Annotated in this window: 6 protein-coding genes; 4 read left to right on the top strand and 2 right to left on the bottom strand. The window is 70.5% G+C overall.

Features of this window, described 5'->3' with window-relative positions; genetic code table 11:
- The first annotated feature begins 3 nt into the window (after positions 1 to 3).
- From ABH920_RS24760 to ABH920_RS24750, 3 genes are read left to right on the top strand one after another with little or no spacing between them, the layout of a single operon-like run.
- Entirely contained in the window at positions 4 to 5,022 is a 5,019-nt protein-coding gene (locus ABH920_RS24760) for an amino acid adenylation domain-containing protein (RefSeq protein ID WP_370351488.1), read from the top strand.
- Positions 5,023 to 5,041: 19 nt separating this feature from the next.
- Positions 5,042 to 5,758: a thioesterase II family protein gene (locus ABH920_RS24755; RefSeq protein ID WP_370351487.1), complete on the top strand. Its 717-nt coding sequence runs from the start codon at positions 5,042 to 5,044 to the stop codon at positions 5,756 to 5,758.
- Between the two features lie 17 nt (positions 5,759 to 5,775).
- Positions 5,776 to 7,044 (top strand): cytochrome P450, encoded by a 1,269-nt coding sequence (locus ABH920_RS24750; protein WP_370351486.1) that lies wholly within the window; start codon positions 5,776 to 5,778, stop codon positions 7,042 to 7,044.
- An 80-nt stretch (positions 7,045 to 7,124) separates the two neighbouring features.
- On the opposite strand, the gene ABH920_RS24745 is transcribed toward ABH920_RS24750, so the two are convergent.
- Positions 7,125 to 8,051 carry a phytanoyl-CoA dioxygenase family protein gene (locus tag ABH920_RS24745; protein ID WP_370351485.1) on the bottom strand — a complete coding sequence of 309 codons (927 nt, stop codon included), beginning with the start codon at positions 8,049 to 8,051 and terminating at the stop codon, positions 7,125 to 7,127.
- A 63-nt stretch (positions 8,052 to 8,114) separates the two neighbouring features.
- A complete protein-coding gene (locus ABH920_RS24740) occupies positions 8,115 to 8,966 on the bottom strand; it encodes a putative nonproteinogenic amino acid hydroxylase (protein WP_370351484.1) in 852 nt (283 codons plus the stop codon).
- 212 nt (positions 8,967 to 9,178) lie between these two features.
- Here ABH920_RS24740 and ABH920_RS24735 point away from each other — a divergent pair, with 212 nt between their 5' ends.
- On the top strand, positions 9,179 to 9,409 hold the full coding sequence (locus ABH920_RS24735) for a phosphopantetheine-binding protein (RefSeq protein ID WP_370351483.1): 231 nt from the start codon (positions 9,179 to 9,181) through the stop codon (positions 9,407 to 9,409).
- The last annotated feature ends 73 nt before the right edge of the window (positions 9,410 to 9,482 follow it).

The following is a 9,482-nucleotide window of genomic DNA, read 5'->3' as shown; positions in this document are numbered from 1 at the left end:
CCAGTGATTCCGCTTTCATACGCACAACGCCGCATGTGGCTGACGAACCAGATCGAGGACAAGGCGGAGACCTACAACATCTCCCCGACGTTCCGGCTGACCGGCCCGCTGGACGCCGCCGCGATGATCGCGGCGATCAACGACGTGGTCGACCGGCACGAGACCCTGCGCACCCGGTACGTGACCGATGAGAACGACGAGCCCTACCAGCAGATCCTGCCGGCCGGGCAGTCGCTGGTCGAGGTGGAGGTGCGGGACGTCGCGGCGGACGACCTGCCGGCCGCGATCAAGCAGGCCATCGCGCACCACTTCGACCTGGCCGCGGAGATCCCGCTGCGCGCGCACCTGTACCGCTGCGGCCCGGAGGAGCACGTCCTGCTCCTGGTCATCCAGCACATCTCCTCCGACGGCGTCTCCGGCGGGCCGCTGTCCCGGGACCTGGCCACCGCCTACGCCGCCCGCCTGGAGGATGCGGCGCCGGCGTGGGCTCCGCTGGAGGTGCAGTACAAGGACTACGCGCTGTGGCAGCGCGAACTGCTCGGCGACGTGACGGACCCGGCCAGCCTGGCCGCCCGGCAGGCCGACTACTGGCGCAGGGAGCTCGACGGGGTGCCGCAGCCGCTCAGCCTCCCGCTGGACCGCCCGCGGCCCGAGCAGCGGAACCTGCACGGCGACACGGTGCGCGTCGACGTGGCCCCGCAGGCCGCGGCCCGGCTCGCCGGGCTGGCCGACGAGCACGGGATGACCATGGCGATGGTCATGCAGGCGGGCCTGGCGGTGCTGCTGGGCGCGCTCGGCGGCGGCGAGGACATCACCATCGGCGGCCCGATCGCCGGCCGGACCGACGAGGCGCTGACCGATCTGGTGGGGTTCTTCGTCAACACCCAGGTGCTGCGGGTGGACCTGTCCGGCGGCCCGTCGTTCGTGGACGTGCTGGCCCGGGTGCGGGAGAAGGCGCTGACCGCCTACGAGCACCAGGACCTGCCGTTCGAGATGCTGGTCGAGCTGATCAACCCGAACCGCTCCATGGCCTACCAGCCGCTGTTCCAGGTGGCCTTCGCCTGGCAGAACTGGGCCCGCTGGGACTACGGCCTGGTCGGCCTGCAGGTGGAGTTCGAGCAGCACCTGGTCGAGGCCACCATCTCCGACCTCTTCCTGAGCATGGCCATGGACGACTCGGGCAAGGTCTGGGGCGACCTGATGTACGCCACGCAGCTGTTCGACCGGGAGACCGCCGAGGCGATCGCGGCCCGGTTCGGGCGGGTCCTGGAGCAGTTGGCCGCCGATCCGCTGGCCCCGATCGGCACGGTCGACGTGCTGCTGCCGGCCGAGCGCGAGCGGCTGCTCCGGGCGGTCAACGACACCGCCTACGCCGGGACCGCCGGCACGCTGCCGGACGCGTTCGAGGCGCAGGTCCGGCGCGACCCGGACCGGGTGGCGGTGATCGCCGAACAGGAGACGCTGACCTACGGCGAGCTGGACCGGCGCGCCAACCGGCTGGCGCACTGGCTCCTCGCGCAGGGCGCCGGACCGGAGCAACTGGTCGCGGTGCGCATGCCGCGCTCGGTCGAGCTGGTGGTGGCGATCTACGCGGTGGTCAAGGCCGGCGCCGCCTACGTCCCGATCGACATCGAGGCGCCCGAGGACCGGGTGCGGCAGCTGCTGGACAGTTCCCGGCCGCTGCTGGTCCTGGACGAGACCCTGCCGGACGTGTCGGCGTATCCGGACTCTGCGCCCCAGCGCGTGCTGTCGCCGGACAACGCCGCGTACGTGATCTACACCTCCGGCTCGACCGGCGGCCCCAAGGGCGTGCAGGTGCCGCACCGGTCGATCATGAACTACCTCAAGTGGTTCCTGGCCTACTTCGGCGTCACGCCCGAGGACCGGTTCCTGCTGGGCTCCTCGACGAGCTTCGACGCGTCGGTGCCGGAGCTGTTCGTCATGCTCCAGATGGGCGCGGCCATCGTCGTGGCCCGCGAGGGCGGGCGCCGCGAGCCGGCCTATCTCGCGGAGCTGATCCAGAAGGAGGGCGTGACCGGCGCGTTCTTCGTGCCCTCGCTGCTCGACGCCTTCATCAACGAGCCGGCCGCGAAGAAGTGCACCGGCCTGCGCTGGATGGAGGTCATCGGCGAGGCGTTCCCGGCGGTGCTCGCGAACACGGTCACCGAGCTGCTGCCCGGTTGCGACGTCTACAACTGCTACGGCCCGACCGAGACCACCGCGGGGGTCACCGCGCACCTGCACGTGCCCGGCGCCGACCGGGTCCCGATCGGCACGCCGATCTGGAACACCCGGGTCTACGTCCTGGACGAGCAGCTGCGTCCGGTCGCGCCCGGGGTTCCCGGCGAGCTGTACCTGTCCGGGGCCGGAAGCGCCCGGGGCTACCTCGGGCACACCGCGCTGACCTCCCACCGGTTCGTCGCCTGTCCTTTCGGCGAGCCCGGCGCGCGCATGTACCGTACCGGAGACCTGGTGCGCTGGAACCGGGACGGCGCGCTGGAGTTCATCGGCCGGACCGACTTCCAGGTCAAGCTGCGCGGGATCCGCATCGAGCTCGGGGAGATCGAGAACGTGCTCGCCGGTCATCCGGCGGTGGCCCGGGCGGCGGTGGTGGCTCGGTCCGACGAGCGCGGCGACGCGCACCTCGTGGCCTACGCGGTGCCGGATCCGGACGCCGCGGTGGTCGCCACCGGCGACCGGCTGGAGGAGTGGCGCCGCGTCCGCGACGACAAGTACGCCGAGGCCGACGGCGCGCCCTGGGGCGAGGACTTCCGCGGCCAGGACTCCAGCTCCGCCGGTGAGCCGATCCCGCTGGAGGAGATGCGGGAATGGCGCGACGCGGCGGTGGCGCAGGTGCTGGGCTTCGCGCCGCGGCGGGTGCTGGAGATCGGCGCCGGGTCCGGACTCCTGCTGGCCGGGATCGCCGATTCCGTCGAGGAGTACTGGGGCACCGACATCTCGGCCGCGGCGGTGGACGGGCTGCGCCGGCACGTGGATCAGCAGGCTTACGCCGACCGGGTCCGGCTCAGCGTCCAGGCCGCCGACGACGTCTCCGGGCTGCCCCGGGGCGGGTTCGACACCGTGCTGCTCAACTCCGTGGTGCAGTACTTCCCGAGCGCCGGATACCTGGACCGGGTGCTGAGCCAGGCCCTTGAGCTGCTCGCGCCCGGCGGCCGGGTGATCGTCGGAGACGTCCGCAACGCCCGCACCCTGCGGCTCCTGGTGACGGCCGCGCAGCGGGCGGCTCAGCCGCAGGCCTCGACCGAGGAGATCCGGGCCCTGGTGGAACAGGCGCTGCTCACCGAGCGCGAGCTGGCGGTCGCCCCGGAGTGGTTCGCCGACTGGGCCGCCGACCACGGGCTCGGCGTCGACATCCGGTTGAAGGCCGGCCAGGCGCACAACGAGCTGACGCGGCACCGGTATGAAGTCGTGCTGCACCAGGAGCCGGTCGACGCCGTCGATCTGGTCGGCGTGCCCGGGCTCCGGTGGGGCCGGGAGGTCGCAGGCCTCGACGCTCTGGCCGACCGGCTCATCCGGGCCGGAGCCGATCCGGTGCGCGTGAGCGGCATCCCCAACGCGCGGCTGGTGGCCGAGGCCGTCGCCGCGGCTTCGTCCAGCGCGTCGGGGCAGACCGTCCTGTCCGGGGCGCCGTTGGACCCGCAGGAACTCGCCGAGTGGGCGCGGCAGCGGGGCTTCGAGCCGGTTCTCACCTGGTCGGGCGAGGCGCCGCATGGTTTTGATGCGGTGCTGCTGCCTGCTTCGCAGGCCGGGCAGCAGGCAGGGCAGCAAGCAGGGCACCAAGCCGGGCATCAGGTCGGGTGGCAGGCAGTCCGGGGCGGATTCGTACCCGGCGCGGCGGCGGGGCGCAGCGGGACCAACGCCCCCGCGCTCAGCGCCGCGGTCGGCCCGCTGGCGGCCGAGCTCCCCGGCTATCTGCGCGACCGGCTGCCGGGCTACATGGTCCCGGCCTCGGTGGTCCTGCTGTCGGAGCTGCCGGTGAACGCGGCCGGCAAGCTCGACCGGCAGGCGCTGCCGGTGGAGCGCGTGGCCAGCCGCGGCGGGCAACCGCGCAACGTCTTCGAAGAGAAGCTGTGCGCCGTCTTCAGTGAAGTGCTCCGCGTGGAGAACGTCGGGATCGACGACGACTTCTTCGTCCTCGGCGGACACTCGCTGCTGGCCGCGCGGCTCAGCGCCAAGATCCGCAAGCAGCTGGGCGTCGACGTGCCGCTGCGGACGATCGTCCGGTATCCCACCGTGGCCGAGCTGGCCGCGCTGACGATGAACGGCGCCGTCCTGGGCGACCACCTCGATCCGTACGCCCCCGTGCTGCCCCTGCACGACGACCCGGGCACCGGCAAGCCGCCGGTGTGGTTCCTGCACGGCGGCGGCGGTCTGGGCTGGGTGTACTTCTCGTTCGCGCCCTTCGTCCAGGACCGTCCGGCCTACGCCCTGCAGGCCCGCGGCTGCAACGGCGTCGACCCGCTGGCCGAGTCGGTCCAGGACATGGTCGCGGACTACGCCGAGCAGATCCTCCGGATCCAGCCGGAGGGTCCCTACAACCTGGTCGGCTGGTCGCTGAGCGGCCCGCTCGTGCACGCCCTGGCCGACAACCTGGACCGGCGCGGGCACGAGGTGGGCCTGCTGGCGGTCCTGGACGCCACGCCGTCGCCCGGGTTCAAGGATCTGCCCGCTCTGGACCCGGACTCCTACCGGAAGGAGGTCGAGGACTTCCTCAGCGAGTTCATGAACCCCGAGAACGTCCGCGAGATGCTGGACATCATGGGCCGGGTCGGCGCCAACAACAGGTCCGTGATGAAGGACTTCGATTCGCCCGTGTACCGCGGCGACCTGCTCTACTTCCACGCGAACCAGGGCAAGGACTGGGGCTCCTATGCGCCCTCGTGGCGGGACTACATCCAGGGCGACATCGAGGAGTTCGAGGTGGACTCCACGCACGAGTACATGCACATGCCCAAGCCCGCCGCGCAGGTCATGCGGGTCATCGCCCCCCGGCTGGCCTGAGGATCGAGGTCGTTCGCAGATGACGGTACTGGTGTGTGTCCCGTTCGCGGGGGCCGGCCCCTCGTTCTTCCACCCGTGGCGGGAGCCGGCGGCCGGCCGGTGGCGGGTGCTCCCGGTCGAACTGCCCGGCCGGGAGAAGCGGATCCTGGAGACGCCGTTCCGGGACGTGGCGGAGGCGGCCCGCGACAGCGTCGGCGACGTCGTCGCGGGCCTGGGCGACGGGGAGTCGGTCCTGTTGTTCGGGCACAGTCTCGGCGCGGTGCTCGCCTACGAGCTCGCGCACCTGCTCCTCGACCGCGGCGTCACCGTCGAGGGCCTGGTCGTCAGCGGCTCCCCGGGGCCCTGGACGCAGCGGGAGAGACGGGCGACAGGCCTGCCCGACGAAGAGTTCCTGGTTCGGGTCGAGGAGTTCGCAGGCTTCCGGCACGAGGCCCTGGACCATCCGGAGATGCGCGACTTGATTCTCCCGGTGCTGCGGGCCGACTGCGAGATGCACGAGAACTACGTCCCGAGTCGGGACGACCCCCTGCCCGTCCCTGTTTGTTCGATGCGCGGATGCTCCGACGGGCTGGTCACGGCGGAGCAGGCGCAGGAGTGGCGGCTGGCGACCACGGACGCCTTCCGGTACGCGGAGTTCCCTGGCGATCACATGTTTCTGGTCGACAGTGCCCGAGAAGTGCTCGATGTCATCGCGGCGGAGTTCGCCACCCCGGGGGCGGCCTCCGCGGCGATCTGAGAAAGGGAAGCAAGTCCATGACTATTCACGAGTCGGATCTGGATGAGCAGGTCGTCAGCCTGCTGTCCCCGGAGTTCGAGGAGGATCCCATCGGGGCCTTGGCGCGCCTGCGGGAGAAATCCCCGCTGGTGCGCGTCGGGTACCCCGGCGGCGCGCGGGTGTGGCTGGTGACGCGCAGCGAGGACATCAGGAAGGTGATGAGCGATCCGCGCTTCGTCGTGGACGCGGCCAAGGTCGACGGCCACGAGGGCCCGAGCATCACCGAGCAGATGTTCGCGATGTTCGACGTCGAGGACGATGTCGCCGACGAGCTGCGCGGCTACTTCGGCGCGAACCTGATGCTCGAGGACGGCCAGAGCCACGTGCGGCTGCGCCGGGTGCTCGCGCCGGCGTTCACCGTCCGGCGCATCCAGGCGCTGCGGCCTCGGGTCGAGGAGGTCTCGGCCCGGCTGCTGCGGGACCTGGACCGCAAGGGCTCCGGCGACCTCCTCAACGAGTACGCCGGACCGCTCACCACCGCCGTCATCTGCGAGCTGATCGGCATCGACGAGGCGGACCGGCCGCAGGTCCGGGAATGGCTGGCCGAGTACATCAACCTCACGGCCGACTTCGCCGCCGGCCTGCTCGGCGTGTGCCGGTATCTCAAGGAGCTGCTGGCGCGGCGCCGGGCCGAACCGGCGGACGACCTGATCTCCACCCTGGCCCAGGCCATGGACGCCGAGGACGTGCGGCTCAGCGAGCCGGACGCGATCTCGCTCGTCGTGACGGTGGTGAACGCGGCCTACCACGCGGTCAACGACTTCATCGTCAACTCGGTCCTGGTCCTGGAGGACAACCCGGAGCAGCTGGCCCGGCTCCGGGCCAACCCGGAGGCGCTGCCGCACGCCGTGGAGGAGCTGCTGCGGGTCGGATCCTCCATCGCGCTGGCCGGGACCCGCTACGCGACCACGGACCTGGAGTTCGCCGGCGTCCGGGTCCGCCAGGGCGACGCGCTGACCGGCTCCATCCATTCCGCCAACTACGACCCCCGCTACTTCCCCCGGCCCGAGCAGTGCGACATCGGGCGCCGGACGAAGGCGGCGGAGGGCCACCTGTCGTTCGGGGCCGGGCCGCACCGGTGCATTGGGGCGACGCTGGCGAGCCTGGAGGGCGAGGTGGCCATCGACCACCTGATGTTGAAGCGCGACAGCGTCAAGGTGGCCGTGAGCCGCAGCGAGCTGCGGTACCGCGACCCGGCGCCGGGTGCAGCCCCGCGGCTGTTGACGGCGCTGCCCGTACGCATGTGAGCGACTGTTGATATAGCGGGACCCATGAAAACGCCCCCGAACACGTTGGTGTTCGGGGGCGTTTCGGTATGCGGCCGAGCTCAGTACTTCACGGTGCCTTCGCGCAGCCGGTCGATCATGTGCCGGGTGGACTCGATCGGGCTCTCCGTCGGGAGGCCGGCCGAATCCTCCGGCAGCGCCGCGTTGAGCACGGACACCTTCTCGTTCCACTCGTCCTGCCCGGCGAACGGGATGGTCTCGTTCTCCTGGTAGGCCGGGAACCGGCGGTAGCGGTTGCCGTTGCCGGTGTCGGAGCCGCGGACCAGCAGCGGGTCGAGGTAGATCCCCGAGCTCTGGATCCGCGTGGTCGTCGCGATGTAGCCGATGTCCAGGCCGCAGCGCCGCTTGGGGGAGGTGTTCGCCTCCGAGCCGTGCAGCAGGTGCGGGTGGTGGATCGACACGTCGCCCGGCTTGAGTTCGATGTCGACGATCCCGGCCTTCTCCGACCACTCCTTCACCAGACCCTCGTCGGTGGCGGAGAACAGCATGTTGGGCTGGTCGGTGCGGGAGGACGGCTTGTACAGCGGGATCTGGTGGCTGCCCGGGATCATCCGCAGGCAGCCGTTCTCGGTGCTGCTCTCGTCGACGGCCAGCCACACCGTCAGCGCCCGCATCGGCTCCAGGGCCCAGTACGCGCCGTCCTGGTGCCACAGCACCGGCTGGCCGTCGTACGGGGGCTTGCAGATGTAGTGCGCGGTGAAGCAGGCCAGGTCCGGGCCGAGGAAGTACTCGGCGATGTCCACCAGCCGCGGGTCCGAGACCAGGCGCGCCCAGAAGGCGTCGTTGCGGATCAGCGGGTGGTGGAAGTGCTCCGGACGCAGGTCCGGGTACTTGTCGGTGAGCCAGTCCACGTGGCCGCGCACCTCGTCCAGGACCTCCGGCGGCACGACGCCGCGGATGATGGAGAAGCCCTGCTCGGCGTATTCCTCCGCGGCTTTCTTCAGCACGCCGTCGTCAAGCGTGTCCATACATCAGCTCCGTCTCCTATGTCGGGAGTCGCCCGGTCCGGCGGCCCTCATCACCACTCGAAATCACCACTCGAACGTCTCGCCCAGGCTCCGCTTCTCGATGCAGTAGGTGCGGAAAGCCCGGGCCTTGGCCACCATGTCCTCGTCGCCGGAACGCCTGGCGGCCTCGACGTACCAGTCGAAGACCTCCCGGGCGTGCACGTGCCGTGAGAAGTGGGTCTCGGCGAACCGGCGGAAGGCCGGCCGCATGGTCGCGGCGGTCAGCCGCCGGCAGGAGTCCAGCAGTTCTTCGCGCTCTTCCTCGGTCGGCTCGGGCCGCTCCATGATGCGGACCGGCTCGGTCGCGGGAATGTCGCCGCGGATCTCGACCGGCTTTTCCGAGTCCGCGTAGTCCAGACACAGATTCAGCCGGGCGATGGTGGAAGTGCTGCCCGCCGAATGCGGATCGGTGGTGTGGATCTTCCACACTTCACCGCGGCGGAGGTGATAGACGATGTTGTTCTCCGAATGGAGCGACTCTTCGCTGGTGCGCAGTGGGACCTGCAGCCTGGTACCCGGTTCCTCGAATTCCAGGAAATCCACATGCGGCGCCATTCCCCCGTCGCGGAGCGCGAAGATACGCACCCATTGCAGCCGGTCGAGGGAGAAGTGATTGGTCACGATGGACATGATGGTCGGCAGCCGCTTGCCCAGTTCGGTGAGAGCCAGTTCGTCACCGTGCGGGCGGAAGGCGATATCGGAGTCGGTGCCGCTGCCGTTCGCCAGAACGTGGCAGGACCATGATCCGAAGGTCAGGGCGTCGTACTCACCGGGGTACTCGTGGCCGTCCACGACGGCCAGCTCGGATTCCAGATCGTACGAGGTAATCGGCAGCACCGCGAGCCGTTGCGATTTTAGCAACGAAATCCTCCCCACGCATACTGGCCGGAGGATCCGACACAGATGGGCGTCATTATTCCGAGCAGCAACGGTAATTCCCCCGAGATACCGCGGGCAACGCACGGGCCGGCGGCTTCGGCGCCGCCGGGCGCGACCGGTGACATCAGCCGTGCTCCCGGGCCAGGATCGGACCATACGCTTGTGTCCCGTTGGCGGGACAACCGCCGGCAATGGAATCGGGGCTGCCCATGTCACTCGTGCGCGAGATCTCGGCGCTGTGGGGGGAATACCTCAATGACGGCGCGGTCGAGGCCGACGACAACTTCTTCGAACTCGGCGGCAATTCGCTGATCGGCATAAAGATCATCGAGCGGGTGGCCGGGGAGTACGGCGTGGACCTCTCGGTCCGCGCCTTCTACCTGGCGCAGACCCCGGCCCGGGTCGCCGAGCTGATCGAGCAGGCGCGCGCCGGGGTGTGACCGGTGCGAACCCGCCGGTCACGGCCGCCCGGCTGCCGTCGTGCGGCCGTCGTCCGGCTGCCATCGACCTGCC

This window comes from Catenulispora sp. EB89, assembly GCF_041261445.1.
GTDB lineage: Bacteria > Actinomycetota > Actinomycetes > Streptomycetales > Catenulisporaceae > Catenulispora.
This window is presented reverse-complemented; position numbering and strand designations above follow the sequence as displayed.